The 18409-nt window shown below is 37.9% G+C and carries 16 protein-coding genes; 15 read left to right on the top strand and 1 reads right to left on the bottom strand.

The window, feature by feature from the left end:
* Positions 1-394: 394 nt before the first annotated feature.
* The 11 genes from H4J50_RS09450 (at position 395) to H4J50_RS09400 (ending at position 14060) form a co-directional block, all read left to right on the top strand.
* Positions 395-820 carry a DUF1090 domain-containing protein gene (locus H4J50_RS09450; RefSeq protein ID WP_182255949.1) on the top strand — a complete coding sequence of 142 codons (426 nt, stop codon included), beginning with the start codon at positions 395-397 and terminating at the stop codon, positions 818-820.
* Between the two features lie 255 nt (positions 821-1075).
* Positions 1076-1459: a DoxX family protein gene (locus tag H4J50_RS09445; RefSeq protein WP_182255947.1), complete on the top strand. Its 384-nt coding sequence runs from the start codon at positions 1076-1078 to the stop codon at positions 1457-1459.
* A 70-nt stretch (positions 1460-1529) separates the two neighbouring features.
* Positions 1530-1970, top strand: coding sequence for an SRPBCC domain-containing protein (locus H4J50_RS09440; RefSeq protein ID WP_182255945.1), 441 nt, complete (start codon positions 1530-1532; stop codon positions 1968-1970).
* Between the two features lie 116 nt (positions 1971-2086).
* Positions 2087-5845 carry an exodeoxyribonuclease V subunit gamma gene (gene recC, locus H4J50_RS09435; RefSeq protein ID WP_182255943.1) on the top strand — a complete coding sequence of 1253 codons (3759 nt, stop codon included), beginning with the start codon at positions 2087-2089 and terminating at the stop codon, positions 5843-5845.
* Complete coding sequence (gene recB, locus H4J50_RS09430) at positions 5842-9636, top strand: exodeoxyribonuclease V subunit beta (RefSeq protein ID WP_182255941.1); 3795 nt, start codon at positions 5842-5844, stop codon at positions 9634-9636. Before recC ends, recB begins: the two co-directional genes overlap by 4 nt.
* Entirely contained in the window at positions 9629-11710 is a 2082-nt protein-coding gene (gene recD, locus H4J50_RS09425; protein WP_182255939.1) for an exodeoxyribonuclease V subunit alpha, read from the top strand. Before recB ends, recD begins: the two co-directional genes overlap by 8 nt.
* Positions 11711-11764: 54 nt before the next feature.
* On the top strand, positions 11765-12340 hold the full coding sequence (locus H4J50_RS09420; RefSeq protein WP_182255937.1) for a DUF3087 family protein: 576 nt from the start codon (positions 11765-11767) through the stop codon (positions 12338-12340).
* A 24-nt stretch (positions 12341-12364) separates the two neighbouring features.
* The gene (locus H4J50_RS09415; protein WP_108455664.1) at positions 12365-12751 is read left to right on the top strand and encodes a VOC family protein; all 387 of its coding nucleotides are present in this window, start codon (positions 12365-12367) and stop codon (positions 12749-12751) included.
* A gap of 143 nt (positions 12752-12894) precedes the next feature.
* Complete coding sequence (locus H4J50_RS09410) at positions 12895-13155, top strand: DUF5062 family protein (protein ID WP_108455665.1); 261 nt, start codon at positions 12895-12897, stop codon at positions 13153-13155.
* Positions 13156-13271: 116 nt separating this feature from the next.
* A complete protein-coding gene (locus H4J50_RS09405; RefSeq protein ID WP_182255935.1) occupies positions 13272-13532 on the top strand; it encodes a DUF2986 domain-containing protein in 261 nt (86 codons plus the stop codon).
* A 15-nt stretch (positions 13533-13547) separates the two neighbouring features.
* A complete protein-coding gene (locus H4J50_RS09400; protein WP_182255933.1) occupies positions 13548-14060 on the top strand; it encodes a shikimate kinase in 513 nt (170 codons plus the stop codon).
* A 42-nt stretch (positions 14061-14102) separates the two neighbouring features.
* Here the strand turns inward: H4J50_RS09400 and H4J50_RS09395 are convergent, their stop codons facing one another.
* Positions 14103-14912 carry a crotonase/enoyl-CoA hydratase family protein gene (locus tag H4J50_RS09395; protein ID WP_182255930.1) on the bottom strand — a complete coding sequence of 270 codons (810 nt, stop codon included), beginning with the start codon at positions 14910-14912 and terminating at the stop codon, positions 14103-14105.
* 213 nt (positions 14913-15125) lie between these two features.
* On the opposite strand from H4J50_RS09395, the gene H4J50_RS09390 reads away from it, so the two are divergent.
* From H4J50_RS09390 to H4J50_RS09375, 4 genes are all read left to right on the top strand, one after another.
* On the top strand, positions 15126-16172 hold the full coding sequence (locus H4J50_RS09390) for an isoaspartyl peptidase/L-asparaginase family protein (protein WP_182255929.1): 1047 nt from the start codon (positions 15126-15128) through the stop codon (positions 16170-16172).
* Positions 16165-16692, top strand: coding sequence for a CreA family protein (locus H4J50_RS09385; protein WP_182255927.1), 528 nt, complete (start codon positions 16165-16167; stop codon positions 16690-16692). Before H4J50_RS09390 ends, H4J50_RS09385 begins: the two co-directional genes overlap by 8 nt.
* 68 nt (positions 16693-16760) lie before the next feature.
* Positions 16761-17543 carry a hypothetical protein gene (locus tag H4J50_RS09380; RefSeq protein WP_108455671.1) on the top strand — a complete coding sequence of 261 codons (783 nt, stop codon included), beginning with the start codon at positions 16761-16763 and terminating at the stop codon, positions 17541-17543.
* Between the two features lie 313 nt (positions 17544-17856).
* Positions 17857-18276 (top strand): CBS domain-containing protein, encoded by a 420-nt coding sequence (locus tag H4J50_RS09375; protein ID WP_108455672.1) that lies wholly within the window; start codon positions 17857-17859, stop codon positions 18274-18276.
* Positions 18277-18409 lie beyond the last annotated feature (133 nt).

Here is an 18409-nt window from a genome sequence, read left to right as displayed (position 1 = left end):
AAGCAAGAGCATGTGAATGACTTGAAAAAGTATTTAGCCATTGAGTTTGCAAATATCAAAAGCTTGAAATAATAAGTTTTAAGCTAATAGTTTCAATTATTTGCTGAGAAAATAGTGTGATGAAATTGGTGAGATTAAGCTGGTTTTTCTTACAGAACTAAGCAAATCAGATCCAAGTAACAAGCAAGTCACATTCAAGTAATAGGTCAGATTAACTCTGCTACGAGTGGGGCGTTTATCAAAACCTTAAGCAATTAATTAAGGTATATTTTAATCGAAATTAAATACCAAGGTTTTTTATTGTTTAAAAAAATTAATGCGGTTAGAGTGCTATCATCAACAGATAACATCAATTAACAGATTTGTCCCTATTTAACGCCCTTGGAGATCTAATATGAGCAATATATCTAATAAGTTCTTAACTGTTCCAACCATGACCTTGGTAGGAGTACTCTTTTTTGCTTGGTCTACTTCAGCCATAGCATCTTCTAGCTGTACTAAGCTAAAAGGTTGTGAAAAGAAGGTCTGTGAAATAGAAAATCAGCGTATTATTGCAAATAAACATGATAATAAGCCCAAAGTCACTCGATTAACAAATGCACTTGAAAAAGTGAAAGAGCAATGTACTAACGACGGGCTTAAAGCAGAGTTAATTGAAGATATTGCAGAAGCTAAAACTGCAGTCACTGAATATGAAGCGGATCTCAATAAAGCGGTAAAACAGAAAGATAGCGATAAAATTTTCAAATATAAAGCAAAAATAAAAGATAAAAAAAGGAAGATAAAGCAACTCCAAAAGAAGTTGTCTGTATTAGATTAATTGATTTATACCTTAGTCATTTAACGAAAAAAGTAGCTAACGTGCTTTCTGTTTTTATAAAAACTCAATGGTTATTACAAGAGTAAGATTCTTACATTGATAACAGAAAGTGCCTATTTAAATTCAATAGTTAATCTCATAACTGCAAAACCATAATTAAGCGTAAGGCTTTGTTGTAAAATCATTATAAAATGAATGGTTGTTCTGGCTTATTCGAATACTCAATGATGATAAACAAATTGTGAAGAGAAATAGATGCCCCGTATTCCACTTTTAGTCATTGCTTTATTTTTTCTAACTGGCGGAATTGCACATTTTGTTATAGCTGATTTTTTTATCAAGGCGATGCCTGATTACCTTGGATACCATAAAGAACTTGTGCTTATTAGTGGTGTTTTGGAAATATTAGGTGCCATTGGTATTCTAATTCCTCAAACACGGTTATTAGCTGGCTATGGGGTAATAGCATTAATCATCGCTATTTATCCGGCTAATATACATATGGCTCTGCACCCTGAAAAGTATACAAACATATCAACGCTTTTATTATATATTCGTCTACCATGTCAGTTTTTATTCGTTTGGTTTGTATGGTGGGCAATTGCACCAGAGAGGCTAAAAACTAATCCTATAAGTTAATAAACGCGCTATAGTTGTAACATTATTGTCAGTTAAAACTGAGTGTGCCTTTCAAAAGTAGGAAAATATTATGCATGAAATAAGTCATCGAGTTGGCATTAAAGCCTCAGTTGAAAAAATATATCAAGCATTAACTACTAATGAAGGTTTAACGCAATGGTGGACTAACGATGTATCAGGTGCGGGCGCCGTTGGTTCAATTATCAAGTTTCGTTTTAATGGTGGCGGTCCCGACTTTAAAGTTACCGAACTGGAGCCAAATAAAACCGTGCGTTGGCAACATTCTGGTAATATGCCTGAGGCTTGGGTGAGTACTGAAATTAGTTTTCAATTGTCTACTGATGGCGTACAAACATTTGTGCGTTTTAGTCATACTAATTGGCAAGAGTGTTCAGATTTCATGGCACATTGTAGTACGAAGTGGGCGGTTTTTTTACTGAGCCTTAAAGGTGCAATGGAAACGAATCAAGGCAAGCCTTTTCCAAATGATATCTCTATAGATCATTCTTAATTTTTAAATACGTTTTTTCAATAAAATACAACACCGATAGCACAACATCCGCTAGTGTTATCGGGCTTGATGTGGTTAAATTTAGCTATAAGAAAAATGGCTAAAAAGGCGCGCATTTGTTCTATCTTTATCCCGCTAATAAAATGGAAAATTTGTTAGTATTGCTTGATAAAATTCAGCAACTTTCCCCACTTCCTGTTTTCGCACAAGACACCGTAATCGTGCAAAATGCTGGTATGCAACATTGGCTTAATATGTCACTGGCCGAACAGCGCGGTATCAGCATGAATATGCGCTATGCTTTACCGTCGCAATTTTTGTGGAACTTAATTCGAAATTTAGCCAGTGATGAAGACGTGCCCGAGCAGTCGCCGTACTCCCGTGAAGTACTTGCTTGGCGTATTGATACTTTATTAGCGTCTAATGAAGTGATTGATGATGACGCGTTTAAAGTAGCAAGTGATTATTGGCAGACAAATACAAACAATGTTGATAATAACAAGCAAAGTGAAGAGTGCACCGAAGCTGAACAGTTAAAACGTTATCAGTTGGCGTGTCAGCTTGCCGATTTATACGAACAATATTTAATATTTCGACCTGAATGGATCGACGATTGGCATCAAGGTAAGTTTCCAGCTTTTGATCAACAAGTGAGTGCTGCTGTTTCGGGTGAGCATGAACATACTGAAGAGAGTAATGCTATTTGGCAAGGTAAATTGTGGCACTTACTGGTACGTGAACAACCTTATAATCCGCGTGAATTAGTCGCGCTGGCAATAAAAAACTTAAACAATACTGATAGATTAAAAGCGCAAGCGTTACCGCACAGGTTGTCATTTTTTGGCATTAATGCCATGGCGCCTCTTTGGCTTGAATTTATTAATGCTTTGAGTGAAAAAATAGACGTACACTTTTTCCATTTAAATCCGTGTTACGCATATTGGGGCGATGTGGTTACTGAAAAAAATGCCATTGAAGCTTGGATTAAAGGTACTGATTTTTCAGCGGACGAAAATACAGAAAATATAAAAAATGATGAAAATAGTGCTGTAAACAATCAGCAATTAGGTTTGTTTGCTCAAGAAAGCTCTGAGTTGAGCATAGATAATGATGAAAGTAACGATTTAGCGGATATAAACCAGCAAGTAGGTAACCCACTTTTAGCCAATTTAGGTCAGCAAGGGCGAGAGTTTATGGCCTTGTTGTATCAATACAGTACCATCAACATTGAAGTATTTGAGTCAGCAGTAGCAGACTTAAAAAATGAAGAGGTAAGTGATGTAAATATAGCCAGTCCTAGCCCAGAAGCTATTGCACAAGCCTGTGTTTTGGCGAGTGTTCAACAAGATATTCTTTCCCTAACTGATGCGCGTTCACTCGAGTCTAAAAGTCATCACCAAGCGCCTAAAGTAGACGGTTCAATTTTAATTACCAGTGCTCATAGTGCTTTGCGTGAAGTTCAAGGTTTACATGACTGGCTATTACACCAATTTAATCAAGACAAAAGCTTAACGCCAAAAGATGTTTTAGTGATGTGTCCGCAAGTAGAGCAATATGCACCCTATGTTAATGCGGTGTTTACTCGTGGTTGGCAAGATATTGCAGACGAAGTACCACCACTGCCATGTTCTATTGCTGATCGTATAAGCAAAGACGCCGAGCCTTTAGTTGCTGCATTTTCCCAGCTATTAACCTTGCCTGATAGTCGATTCCAAGTCTCAAGCCTAATTGCTTTATTACGTTTGCCCGCTATGCAGTCTCGCTTTGCTATCAACTTAGACGACATTGAAAAAATTACCCATTGGCTCGAAATTTCAGCAGTACATTGGGGTTTAGATAAAGCGCATAAGCAGCAAGTACTAGCGCAAAGTGAAGTTGAACAAACTGAAAACTTAAAGGGCGCGAGTGATAGCTTTACTTGGCAGCAAGGTTTATCGCGTCTAATGCGAGGTTTCGCCTTTGCTGACCATCGAGTTATTTACCAAAACCAAATGCTATTGCCGACCATTGAGGGAAGCGATAGCGAACTTCTCGGCAAGTTAATGCTAATTATTGAGCAGTTGCAAATAACCGCTATTAATATGTCAAAAGCGCGAACAGCAACGCAATGGCAAGAGTTTTTGTTTGATTTATTACTGCAACTATTCGACGATGAAAACGATAACGGATTGAATGTTGTGCGCAGCGCTGTTGAGTCGTTAGTCGAGTATTGTCAGCATGCCAATTATTGTGACGAAATAAGTTTGGCGGTTATTCGCGACTTTTTAAACAGCCATTTTAGTCAACCAGATCCTGGTCGACAGTTTATGATCGGGCAAGTTACCTTTTGCTCTATGCTACCTATGCGCAGTATTCCCTTTAAAATCATTGCAGTTTTAGGCTTAAACGACGGTGAATTTCCACGCCAACGCCAACCATTAAGTTTTGATTTAATGACCACTACACCCGCGCAGTTGGGCGATAGATCACGCAGAGGCGACGACCGATATTTATTCCTGGAAGCATTAATTTCTGCACGCCAAGCCTTGTACTTAAGTTATCAAGGTAAAAATATTCGAAACAATAAAGACCGACAGCCATCGTTAGTTTTAAAAGAGTTAATGGAATATCTAGCACGTGGTTATGGATGGCAATTGCTCGGCTTAAATGCTGAGGCAGAAAGTAATAGATTGGGTCAGGTTCGACAATTACCGATGCAGGCGTTTAGTGAGAAAAATTATCTCGATAGTTTTGCTAGCTTTGACGCTAACTGGCTAAATTTACGACGAACAAAAAGTGCGGAGAATTCTGAACATAATCTGAAAGAAAACAGCATATTACAGGTGTCATCGAGTAACGAGGATATTATTGAAGACAGTTTGTCAGCTAATGATGTTATTCGTTTTTATCAGCATCCTGCACGTTATTATGCGCAACAAGCTCTTTATTTATATCTAGATAACACAGACACACTAATTAATGACGTAGAGCCTTTTGTGCCTAACCATCTCGATAGTTACTTACTGAGGCAAGAGCTACTCAATTACTATTTAGCGCCAGAACAAAGTAAACAAAGTTGTGACGATATATTACTTAGCGCCAAACTTGCTGGCTATTTACCTGATTTGCCAAGCACTGATGATCTTATCGCTGGTTGGCAAAAAGACAGTGAAAACTTTAGTCAGTTTATCATCACTGAGTTAACCCAGAATAACGCCTTAACTATTGAACCGATTGATTGTCATATTACACTTGATTTAGGCGCTGTTTTAACTCAGCAAAATATGCTTGATGATGGTTTGTTTTCAAATGACGAATGGGCAATATTAAAAGCTGTATTACCTAAACGCCTTACGCTGAGCAGCAAATTGACTCTTGTTGATAACAAAGCGGTGTTTTATCGCAGCAGTAGTGCCAAAGCCAAAGACCTATTTACCCTATATTTACACCAGTTAATTATTCAAATAGCACAAACGGATGAAGCACAAGAAAACGCTGACACTCTTTCCCAAATTTGCGCTACTCACGGTTATTACTTTGACACTAAAAGCCAGAAACCTAGCCAGTTCTATTTTAATGATATTGAAGATGCCAAAGGGCAATTACTGCGTTTAGTGACCAGCTTTTATTTAGGTCAGCATCAAGCATTGTTACTTAATGGTGACCTTGCTGAAAAAATACGTAAGAGCAAAGTATTTGATCAAACACAATTTGAACAGTTTTGGTCTGACAGTAACAGTTTTCAAGCGTTGGGCGATGACCCTTATGTACAATATTTTTGGGCTCAATGTCCAGAATATGACGATATATCGCCAAGATTACTTACCTTATATCAGCCAATGTTTGAAGCCTTGCAAACAGTGAAAACAAGCGCAAAGCAGGGAGCTAAAAAGTGAAGAATTTAAACGCTAATACCATAGCGCTGCAAGGTAAGCATTTAATTGAAGCCAGTGCTGGCACAGGTAAAACGCATAATATTACCCGTATATTCTTACGCTTATTATTAGAGCGAGAGTTACCGATTGAACAAATTTTGGTAATGACATTTACTAAAGATGCGACAGAAGAAATTCGTGGCCGTATCGATGATTTTATCCGAGAAAGTTTGCATAACTGGGACAGTTTAATTGTTAGTGATGATTACTTTAAAAGTTTAAGCGCGAACTTAGCCACTAAAAACATTGGTAGCCGCGAAGTAAAAGCACGCTTAAGCCAAGCGTTGTTGTATATCGACGAAGCCGCTATTTTCACTATTCATGGCTTTTGTAAACGGGTTTTAAATCAGTATGCTTTTGCCAGTGGTATTAGTTTTAATGCTCAAATGGAAACTGACACCCAAGATATTACTTTAGAAGCCTGCCAAGATTGGTATCGAGTATTAGCATTAGATACAGAAAACAACAATCAAGCCTTTAAGCTAGTAACTGAGTTTTGGCCAGAGCCAGGCAGTTTTATTAATCAATTTTCTAAAGCGTTATCGACACAAAATGTACTTAACGTGCAAGACCCAGCAAACATAAGTGTTGAATTTAAAGCGTTAGTTGAACAGGCTATTGCGAGTTTGAATGCACATAAGGCTATGTTAACTGAGTCGTTAATTGATGTTAAAAAAGGGGCTGATCGTGAAAAACGTCAACAAGAGTTAGATATATTATTAACTTGGCTTGCCGAGTTATCAGCCAATGTAACAGGCCAGCATGGAAAGATGCCTGACGCTTTTATTGATGGCAGACGTTATGCACGTTCAAAAGTAAAAAGTGAATTAGTGGAGATTTTTACTGCAGTTAACACCGTTAAAAAACAACACCCTGACTTAGCCAAACAACTTAATCGCGCGCATGCTTTACTGGTAGTCAGAAAAGGCATTTACCATATACGCACTGAAATCATCCGTAAAAAGTTACAAGCCAATGTGATGGGCTTTGACGATTTAATCAGTACGTTAAATGATTGCTTAACTAATGAAAAAGAGCATGACTCTGGACAAGAGCCTGGCAATAAACCAACACAAGTTTTAGCTAACAGCATATTCTCTCAATTTCCTGTTGCGCTTATTGATGAGTTTCAAGATACCGACCCACAGCAGTTCTCGATTTTAAAAGCGATATATTATCATCAGCCAAGTGCTGCGTTGTATATGATTGGCGACCCTAAACAAGCGATTTATGGTTTTCGTGGTGGCGATATTTTTGCATACCTTTCAGCACGCAATGATTGTGATTACCAATGGTTAATGGATACCAATTGGCGATCAAGTGCGGCGATGATCACCGGCTACAACCGTTTGTTTTATGGTAATAAATTATCAGAAGAAGCGAAGGATGTTTTTGGTTATCAAATTCCTTATTTACCGGTTAAAGCCTCACCAAAAGCGCATGAAAAAGTGTTTTTAGATAATGAATTTAACGCTTTGCAGTTTGTGCATTTTAATGTCGAATCAGAAACTAAAGGTAAAGATGGTAAAGACAAGGCCGTTAAGCAAAGTTATCGGGCGAATATGGCCGCTTGGTGTGCTAATGAAATTGTGCGCTTGTTAGCGTGCTCAGATCTTAAAATTGCCAGTGGCGATATCGCGCTATTGGTGCGCGATGGCACTGAAGCGGCAGACATTAAATTTGCCTTAAATGAGTGCGGTTTAGCCAGTGTATTTATGAGTAATCGCGCTAATTTATTGCAGAGCGACGAAACCAAACATTTACTACAAGTGTTAAAAGGTATTTTATTTTTAGAGAATGATCGATTATATACTACCGCATTAGCCAGCCCGTTAATGGGCTTTAATCACGATAAACTTTTGCAGTTGCAGCACGACGAGCAGCAATGGCAGCAATTAAAAATTAGTTTTGAAAAGCTGCGTAATGAATGGCAGTTTAAAGGCTTTATCAGTATGGCATTGCAGTTAATGCATCAGCATTTTTATATCGATGTGAGTGATGCCAACAGCAACTGTGCGAACAGTAACGCCGACCGAGTACTAACTAATTTATTACATTTATTTGAATTGCTACAAGGGGCAAGCCAACGACATCGCCAACCGCAAGAGTTGCTGTTTTGGTTTGAACAACAAAGCCAAATAGACAACCCTGAAGTTGAAGCTGAACTACGTTTAGAAAGTGATGAAAACCTGATCCGCATAATTACACAACATGGCTCTAAGGGCATGGAATACCCAGTGGTATTTGTACCGTTTGCCACGCGCCATAAAGACCCGCTTAAATTTGGCACTCGTAATGTTACTTTTATTGAGCACCATGACGAAAACGGCGCTATTCATCATAGCCTTGATGGCAGTGAAGAAGCTAAAACTCGCATGGCAGCAGAAGCCTATGCAGAAGCGATTCGGTTGCTTTATGTTGCCGTAACACGCGCCGAAAAACGTTGTTATATTCTCAGCACCGCTTTTGACAACTTTGAAAAATCACCTTTAGGTAAAACGCTTAAATGGTCAGCCGCAACTGATATTGTGCAAAGCTTGCAACAACTAGCACAAGACAATCCAGACGAAGTTGCGCTTGAAATGTTAGATAACTACTTACCCGAAGCAAACTTACCTAAAGCAAACTTGTCTGAGGCAAAGCTAGCAGAAAATACCTTAGGTAGATTAACTACTGAAAGTACGTCTGATAAATGTAATGTTTTAGCTGAACCAACTGTGGCGAAATTCAACGGTAAAATTGAACGCGACTGGTGGTTAAGTTCATTTTCAGCCTTGAGCAAAAACTTACGTCATAATGGTGTTTCAGCACCCGATCGTGACACCGAAGAAGCGATGTTTGCTGATGAACAAGCTGATTTATTTACGTTACCTAAAAAGGCCATTGAACTGCGTTTTTCTCTCACCAAAGGCGCTCAAACAGGTAACTTATTGCATGACATTTTAGAGCAAACTGATTTCTCTACGCCAGATTGGCAAAAAAGTTGCCATTGGCCGTTGGTAAAATATGGCGCTATCAACGGCGATATCAATATCAATCATGATAACAGTACTACAGTTCAAAACACGTTAGGCAATGTTAACAACAGTCCAATTGAAAGTAGCGATAGTGCACCGAATGAGCAGGGCCAAGCACTGCTTGTCGAGTGGTTAGAAGCCGTGTTACAAACGCCACTTAACCTTGATAATACTTTGTCATTAAAACAACTCGCACCGCAAGATACCTTGCGTGAAACAGAGTTTTATTATCCTATGCGCTCTGCTAGTAGTCGTGATTTAACCAAACTACTGACTAAACATAGAAACAACCTAGTCAGTACTAACACCAGTAACAATAGAACAAAGCAACATCGTGTACATTTACCATCGTATCAACAGCTAAAAGGTATGATGCATGGCTTTATCGATTTAATCTTTCAAGCCGATGGTAAATATTATGTTTGTGATTATAAATCTAGCCATTTAGGTAACGAATATAGTGACTATAACGATGCGACAATGCGCCAAAACATTGAAAAAAGTCACTATGATTTACAGTATCTTATTTATGCCTTAGCACTGCACCGACATTTAAAATATGCGTTAGCCGATTACGATCCTGCGCAGCATTTTGGTGGTATTTATTATCTATATTTGCGTGGCATGACAGATCAAAAAGAACATCAAGGATGCGGAGTTTATTATCGTCAAATTACCCTCGAAGAATTAGAGCAACTAGACAGTATTTTTACAGGAGAAACTACGCATGTCTGAACCTGTAATTAACATCGAAAGCAAAGTTACTCACCAATCAGAAAGTATTTATGCATCGTTTCAACATGCTAATCGTCAATTAGATGGGTTAGTTGCCGTAGATTACTTTTTCGCGAAAGAAATTAATCAGTGTCTGATTTTTAAACCTGATAGCACTTCATTACTAGAACTGAACCAAGAAATTAAGCAACTGCAATGGTTTCACTTATTAATTGCCTTAAGTGCAAGCTTACGAGACGGTCATAGTTGCTTGCCGCTTGCGCAAGTGGCGGGAAAACGCTTATTTACTGCCGGTATGAATGAAAGTAACTCAGAAACTAAGGGCTTTTTATTTTCTGATTTAAATACGCTCACCGCACTGGTGGCTGAATTACGGTTAACTGATCCAAATAATGAAAATGCATTTGAACAACCCATAGTATGTAGTCATGAACGGTTGTATCTGCGCCGTTATTATCAATTTGAACAAGAATTAAAACAAGTGGTTCGCCAGCGTCGAATCATAAAAAGTGCACTAGACGCACCTTCAAATAATAGCATTGAGGCACTTGATGACGTTGGCAATATTAAAAGCATCATCGGAAGTTTGTTTCCAGATTTAGCACAACTAAACGATGTTCAACCTAGCGAAATTGATTGGCAAGCCGTTGCTGTTGCCAATGCCATTAACAAAAACTTTGCTATTATTGCTGGTGGCCCAGGTACAGGGAAAACCTATACAGTAACCAAGTTGCTTGCCGCACTGTTGATGCTTGCTCGCACCAAAAGTAACAATAGCGATAGCTTTACTATTCCAAATATTTCTTTAGTTGCGCCTACCGGTAAAGCCGCACAACGATTATCTGAATCAATTACCAGTGCAGTTAAAGCGTTTCGCGGCAGTATTGATGACAAAATATTAGACTTAATTCCAGAGCAAGCAAAAACCCTTCATAGACTATTGGGGGTTATTCCCGATCAGGTAAACTTTCGTCATCATCAAGAGAATCAACTCAACATTGATATTCTATTGATTGATGAAGTCTCTATGGTTGATTTACCTATGATGACACGAATTTTTCGCGCCTTGCCGACTAAAACTAAGGTTATTTTATTGGGTGATGCCGACCAATTACCCTCAGTTGCTGTTGGCAGTGTTTTAGCCGATTTTGCGCCGCGTCCTCACCTAGGTTATAGCGCCGTAAATCACCATTATTTAGCGCAAGTAACGGGTTATAACTCGCTCACTAAAGTTGAAACTGCTGAAGCTAATAACAGCCAGTATAGTGCTGCCGACTGTGTAACATTTCTCCTAAAAAGTCGCCGTTTCGATGGTGAGGGTGGCATAGGCAGAATTGCGAATTTTGTCATTAATGGTCAATACCAAGAAAGTTGGCAACTATTAAAGCAAAGTGAAACACAAGATAATGCGTCGCTAAGCCAAGGCCTCAGCAAAGACAAACAGTTAACATTATTATCAGGCAGCATTGAAACCTGGTTAGCTCCCCTTGTTGAGCAATATTACTTAGGCCTGTTTCAATGTAGCAAGGTTGAAGAGGCTTTCGAGTTATTGGCAAAATTTAGAATTTTATCGTCAACTCGCAAAGGCCCGCAAGGTGTTGAAAGTCTGAATGCTTTAGTGATTGATATTTTACGTAATAAAGGTGCTATTCCATTTAACCGCTTTGAATCAAATACTCATTTATATGCTGCACAGCCGATCATGATCAACGAAAATGACTATCGTTTAGGCGTTTATAACGGCGATATTGGCGTACTTTGGCGTAATGCCCAAGGGCATTTAATGGCGGTATTTGAGAATGCAAAGGGTGGTTTAGATTGGATTTTACCTTCGCGTTTGCCTAAGTTTGAAACGGTATACGCGATGACTATTCATAAAACCCAAGGCAGTGAGTTTGACCATGTTGCAATGGTGTTGCCAGAGCAAAAAGACAATAGATTATTGTCGCGCGAATTATTATATACTGGCATTACTCGAGCGAAAAAACATTTAAGCATCGCCAGTAGCCAAAGTGTTTGGCAAAGTGGCGTGAGCCAACAAGTAAATCGACATTCTGGGTTGGCGATTGATTAGCCCCAATATCCCTAACCATATTATGTGTTCAAAATATAAGAAGTAAGTTGAAAAATGAAGTTAAAAGACATTGATAAAGCCGTTTACCGTAAACATTTAAATATTATTATTGTTGGCTTTATTGCCAGCTTACTTACCCTAGCACTGGTGTATGGACAAGCGCTAATTATGTTATTTGCTGATAGTGCACAGTTATTGGCTAACCCTGCTAATGTTATAACGGGCGAATTAGTTAATGAGGCTACAGGTACAGAAAGTAACTTTAGCTACAACTTTATGGGTGTATTGCTCGCGTTATTAACTTGTGTTTTTGCGCTTCATAGATTGCGATTTAGCGCATTTTTTAGTGAAGTGTATTATGTCTGGCAAGTTAAACAGCAGCAAAACTTGATTTACCGTAAACTGAAAAAAATTAAAGTGGCTGCAGAAGCTGACGACGTAAACGTCAATGCGTTAATTATTTTGAATTTTTATTATGCGAGTTTAAAACAAGTGTATTTATTAGATGACAATACGCTCACAATGTCTAAACTCAATACTGATATAAACGAATTAAATAGCCAATTAGAAAATCTAAATTTAACACTATCAACCGACCAGTTTGAACCATCAATGTTGGCTGATTTCTAAATATGTAAATAAGAGGAATATACCATGATAGGTTACGTTACTTTAGGTACAAATAATTTAGAGCGAGCAGTCGCTTTTTATGATGAATTGCTTGCCACAATTGGCGCACAACGTTTTTTAGAAACCGATAAATTTATTGCTTGGTCAAGATCGCCTGAAGAAGCGGGTATATCTATCACGAAACCTTTTGACGGTAAGCCAGCAACTGTGGGTAACGGCGTTATGGTTGCTATCATGCTTCACTCTACAGATGAAGTAGATGCTTTTTATAAAAAAGCGCTTGAACTCGGTGCAACTTGTGAAGGGCCTGCTGGGCCAAGAGCTGAATTAGACGGTTTTTATGCGGGCTATTTTAGAGATTTAGATGGCAATAAACTTAATGCTTTTTATTTAGATATGCCAATGGCTTAACGGTTTATACTAACGTATAAACAGATATCAGTGATTTCATTATTAATTTAATCACTATGTAGAATCAGGTTTAACCATTAAAATACTTATGCTTAATGGTTAAATAACCGGAAAAATTAAGAAAACAGGAACAAATTCGGCAAATGAAGAAGTTAAAAAACGAAGCAGAACTATTAAAAAAAGCCATAACAATTGGTGAAGGCTACGCGAAAAATCGTGGTTATAAAGGCTTTTCGGCAACCAATGCCGCAAAGGAAAAAATTGAAAGCTTATACCGTTTGCTAGTTAACGATAAGCTTATTCAACCTTTACCAAAAGACGGTGAAGACTTAGCCAGCATGAAGCACAAATTAGCGTTATGGATTGCTAAACAGCTTCCTGCTGATCATCCTTTGCTAAAATAGATAAATAGCGCTGTATTATAAAGTTTAACTATAGATAGAAGTGTCCAAACTAGCGGATTTAAGTAATCCGCTGTTATAACAATTACCAGCAATTTAAAAAGAAGAATACCTGTTATATGAACCGTAAAAAGAAAATTAACCAAACGTTGAAGTCAAAGCTTAAAAAAATGAATGCTAAGCTGCAAAATTCGAATAAGCCTAAGTACGTTTCAAAAGCAGAACGTGCGGCTATTGCAGCAAATGAAGCTGAAACCAATGTAGCTGAAGGTTCTGATGTAAGCTCTAATGAAGCAACTCTTGATAATTCAGCGGATAGCTTAGCCGATAATTCAGCCGAGAATAACGTTAATAATGACGCGAAGAATGATGCGAAATAAGGCATAAACTATTGTATGGCAGACATTAAGACCCACTTCAAAAGAGTTGTCATTTTTGGCAATTCGGCTGCCGGAAAGTCCAGTCTAGCCAAAGTTATAGCAACACAACATCAACTTACCCATTTAGATTTAGACACTTTAGCTTGGTATCCAATCACCGAACAATCACCCATGCCGCAGCGACTACCTGTTGATGTGTCTGTTAACGAGATAAATAGCTTTGTCGAGCAAAATAATCAGTGGGTAATAGAAGGCTGTTATAGTGACTTACTCGTTCACACATTAGAAAAATGTAGTGAAATTGTATTCTTAAACTTACCGATTACATTATGTATCAGTAATGCGAAAAACCGTCCTTGGGAGCCGCATAAATATCAATCTAAAGCAGACCAAGATGCTAACTTACCTATGCTGATTGATTGGATCTCACAATACGAACATCGCACAGATACTTTTTCAAAAGCTGCTCATCAACAGCTTTATGATGAATTTTTGGGTGAAAAGGCAGAACGTGTAGACAATCAGTAGCTATTCTCTATAGTTATCACTTGGTGTTTTAACTTTGTTAACTCACCACTTCTTACGCGTTAAAAATGGTTTGTGCTGCTCAACATCATGGGTTTGATTATAAATTTTTCGATGGACATTTTTACCCATTAAAACTCTAATCTGATAGTAAGACTCTCGAAATAATGCCCAACCTTTGCTGCCTTTCCAACTTTTGTTATATAGCTTCTTATTTGCTGCTATCGCATCAGGAGATTTTGACATTAAAGAAAGCGCGAAAGCTTGTGCATCTTCTAGTGGGGTTGCTGTTATTTCAGTGACTAAATTTAAGGCTAATGCTTGTTCACCAGTGAACATTTCTGCTGTCATGGCGAGCTTTTTAGCTTGATCAACCGCTATAAGATCACGTAATGCTACTGTACCGCCCATATCGGGTATTAAGCCCCATTTTCCTTCTAAAATTGATAGTGAACTGTTTGGTGTAGCAAACCTAAAATCTGCACCTAGGGCTATTTGTAAACCACCACCCCAGCAGCGGCCTTGAATAACACAAATAACAGGAACGGGAATCGCTTGCCAACCGGTTGAAACGACTTGCGCTAAGTTAGATCGCCAAGGCAAAACTTTAAACAGGAGTTTTAGCATGTTCATTGGCGATTTCATAATTGATTTAACATCTAAGCCTGAGCAAAAATCGTCACCATTTCCAGAGACAATAACCGATCTAATTTCTCGATTTTTACGCAATGTTTTAATTGTATGACGAATAGCTATAAACATTGGCATATCTAGCGCATTAAGTTTATCTGCGCGATTTAGTTTAACGTGGGCAATGTTATTGGTGATCTCTACAATTACGCGCTGCTCTGTCATGAAAGTCCTTAGCAATATAAGCGACTTGCCTATAAAAATAATAAAATGGTATGACCAGTACAATAACTAAAGAGTTCATTTTTGTCTACATTGAAATACTTTTTGCATGAGCTGAGTACTTGTAAATACTGAAAATTTATCGCACATTGTTACTATATATTTTTACCGAATAGTGACTGCGGTGAAATCACTTAAAAACTATGGCGCAATTAGATGAAAAATAAATTATTTTTAGCGGCTGCTTTAACATTAACGAGTTCAACGTTATGGCTTGTTGATGTTGCGCATGCTCATCAAGAACAAGCTTTTGCCATTGCCATTCACGGTGGTGCTGGCACAATTGATAAAAGTAAAATGACACAAGAGAAGCGAAAAGCCTATGAGTCAGCATTAACACATGCGCGTGATACAGGTTATGCCATGTTAGCTGAAGGTAAGTCTAGCCAAGCAGCCGTTATTGCTGCGATTCAAATACTTGAAGATTCACCGTTATTTAATGCCGGCAAGGGCGCTGTATACACCTTTGATGGCGAGCATGAACTTGATGCGTCAATTATGAATGGTAAATCTTTAAATGCTGGCGCAGTTTCAGGTGTAAAAACCGTGAAAAGCCCTATAGCGTTAGCTGAAGCTGTAATGGAAAAGTCAGTGCATGTAATGCTCAGTGGTGAAGGCGCTGAAGTTTTTGCAAACCAGCAAGGCTTAGCACTGGTTGAAAATAACTACTTTAATACTGATGCGAGGTTTCAATCGTTATTAAAGGCAAAAAAACAATTGGCAGAAAAAGCCAAAGAGCTTAAAGATTTTCAAGCGGCACACAAAACACTCAATAATGAATATAAATTTGGCACTGTTGGCGCTGTGGCACTTGATAAGTCAGGCACTATAACCGCTGGCACAAGTACGGGCGGTATGACAGCTAAACGTTTTGGTCGTATTGGCGATGCGCCTATTATCGGTGCAGGCACATACGCTAATAATAATAGTTGCGCGGTTTCAGCAACGGGTCATGGCGAATACTTTATTCGTTATCATGTGGCGGCTGACATATGTGCTCGTATGCAATATCAAGGTATTAGCCTTGAAAAGGCGGCTGACGTAGTGATAAATGATGTTTTAGTGAAAGCAGGCGGATCAGGCGGTGTTATTGCCATTGATACCAAAGGTAATATAACCATGCCGTTTAATAGCACGGGTATGTATCGTGCAAGTAAATCGTCAAACGGTGAAGCATTTGTAGGGATATTTAAAGATGATTAATAAAAGCAACATACAAAAAATAGTACCTAAATATTTAACTACTTCTAAAGCTCCTTTAGCTTTAGCTTTAGTTTTTGGCTTAACTCTTGTGGGGTGCTCAGATGATGTGGGGAAAGTTAGCTTAGGACTATTTACTACTAAAGATGTGGTGATTAAAGCTAAGCAAGATCCAATTGTAACAGGTGTAACTTGTCATATTAGTCATGTAGAAGCCGATTTAGATTTTTCGGATCCTTCGGATATGAGCATTGCTTGTCGACAAACCGGTGAAATAACTGCTGAACATCTTGCCCAAATTGATCGTTCAAAAAATGGTGAGGTGGTTTTTAAAGAATCAAAAAGCATTTTGTTTAAAAGCTTAAAAGTAAGACGTATTTATGATGCTGAAAATAAAACCCTTATTTACCTGTCTTATTCAACGAAAGAGTCGTCGGGCAGTCACCATCATTCGTTATCAACCGTGCCTTTATATAATACTAAGGCTTGGCAATGGGCATTAGCCCAAAATGTTAAAAACTAGTCGTTTAACTGATGATAATGTAGTGCAAGCTGTTTGGTATAAATCATAGAATTAAAAGTAGAAATATTATGTTGGCAAAACTGTTTAGTCCGAAAGCAATAATTGATGAAAACACCAAGAACTGGATCCTTGATACCTTTGCATGGGCGATTGAAAATTTTGATATTAATGTGCTTAAAAATGATGCGAGATTGATTCTTCCTAACAATGACTTTTATCCTGGTACGGTAAGTAGCATAGATGAAATGGCACAGGCTATGTTTATTAACACCAAAAAATACGCCGGTATGCAAAATTGGCCGATAGAAATTACCTCTACTTCGCCAACATCAAAAACCGCTATTGAGGACTTAAGGTTAGGTTCTGTTATACGTGGTGAAAATGCTGAAATTGATATTAATTTGAGTAATACGCCTTTAATGCTGGGGTTTAATCCAAATCAGGTAAATCAGCCACAAGATTTAATCGCAGGTATTAGCCAGGCCATTGCCAGTATTTTGGTGATTTCAAATAAAGTACTGCCACCAGGCGGAAAAGAATATTTGCCACAAGCGATAGATTTAGTCGCTTGTTTTATGGGATTTGGCGTTATTTTTGCTAATACGGCTTATCAATTTAAAGGCGGTTGTGGGTCTTGTAATAATGCCAGTTTAAACCGCCAAGCTGCATTAACTGAACCAGAAACTGTTTATGCGTTAGCACTTTTTTGTGTCTTGAAAAAAGAACCGATTAAAAACGTTAAAGGGCATCTAAAGTCACATTTAAGAAAAGATTTTGTTAATGCCTATAAATCGATTGAGCAGTCTATTTCAACGACAACACAGCCAGCATTGTTAGCTTTAGCCAGTTAATCGATTGTATGAGTAAAAAAGTGAAAAAAACACTGTAAATTGATGATTTATCTGCAAATGAGTCTACAGTTAATAATGTACAGGTAAATTTATAAGTAAATGTAAAAAGTGAATGTAAAAGAGCTTATATCTGAGCAGTATTTGGCTATAAGTGTTAATTACATTTTAGAGATCCACTATGGAGTCATTTACGAAATAAAGTTAATAACTAGATAATTTAAACAACAAAATAGGCGCGTCAAAATAGGCGTCCAAGTAATGATGATCTAAATAGGTATGAGTGTTGGTGGGTTGATTTATAAGGGAAATAACTATGAATAGTCTTGAAGTAAAAGAATATATGAACCATTATCCAGTGACTTTCACGCCAGAGATGGTAGTAGAAGAAGCGGCACTGAGGTTTTTAAAAACCAAGCAAATTGGTGGACCTGTTATTGGTAAAGATAATAAATTAATTGGTTTTTTATCAGAAAGTGATGTTTTATCAAAAATGATCGAAACTATTTACTATAACGAACATATTGCTGATGTTGCCAGCTTAATGCACAAAGAAGTTTTAACGGTTAAGCCTTATGACAGCGTTATTGAACTAGGTCAGCAAATGCTGAAAAACAAACCTAAGGTATATCCAGTTGTAGACGATAATGGAAACTTACTCGGTACTATATCGCGTAATGACGTACTTAGGGCTATTGACCTACATCTGCGCTCAGGTTATCCAAAAGTTAAATAATTAGCATCCTATAAACTTATATTATCTTTTGAAATTGATGATGAACCCACAAAAAATAGCTAACTTGGTTAGCTATTTTTACGTTGAAAGTATTCCTCATTTAAATAAGGGTAACCTGAGTTGATCTTAAACA

It is taken from the genome of Colwellia sp. 6M3 (genome assembly GCF_014077595.1).
Taxonomy (GTDB): domain Bacteria; phylum Pseudomonadota; class Gammaproteobacteria; order Enterobacterales; family Alteromonadaceae; genus Cognaticolwellia.
Note: the sequence above shows the minus strand (reverse complement) of the source record. Positions and strands in the feature narration are given on the sequence as shown.